1 protein-coding gene is annotated in these 263 nt (G+C 44.1%); it reads right to left on the reverse strand.

Annotated elements, in window-relative coordinates; all coding sequences use genetic code 11:
* Positions 1-263, reverse strand: a 263-nt coding sequence (locus tag DWW96_RS14170) for a hypothetical protein (RefSeq protein ID WP_199522713.1), incomplete at both ends; no start/stop codon positions are given.

Genomic DNA, 263 nt, shown 5'->3' on the forward strand with positions numbered 1-263 from the left:
CCGGTGTAACTTTTTGAAATGTTTATTCCGTTAAGTTTACTGCTTACCGTTTCTGTTTCCGGCTTTCCCCATGCATCATACTCTGTTTTTGCTGCAACCTCTGCATTTTCATCCAGTGCCCATCTTGTGCTTCCGAGTCTGTCCGTGTACAGACTGTAACTCTGTGTTTTGGCATTGTCGCCTTTTGCCGTTACATCTGCATGTACCCTCTCCCTGTTTCCTGCATATGTGTACCTTACAATTGTACCATCTGATTCCTTTTC

Origin of the sequence: Eubacterium sp. AF17-7 (genome assembly GCF_003461285.1) — a bacterium.
GTDB classification, from domain to species: domain Bacteria; phylum Bacillota; class Clostridia; order Lachnospirales; family Lachnospiraceae; genus Eubacterium_U; species Eubacterium_U album.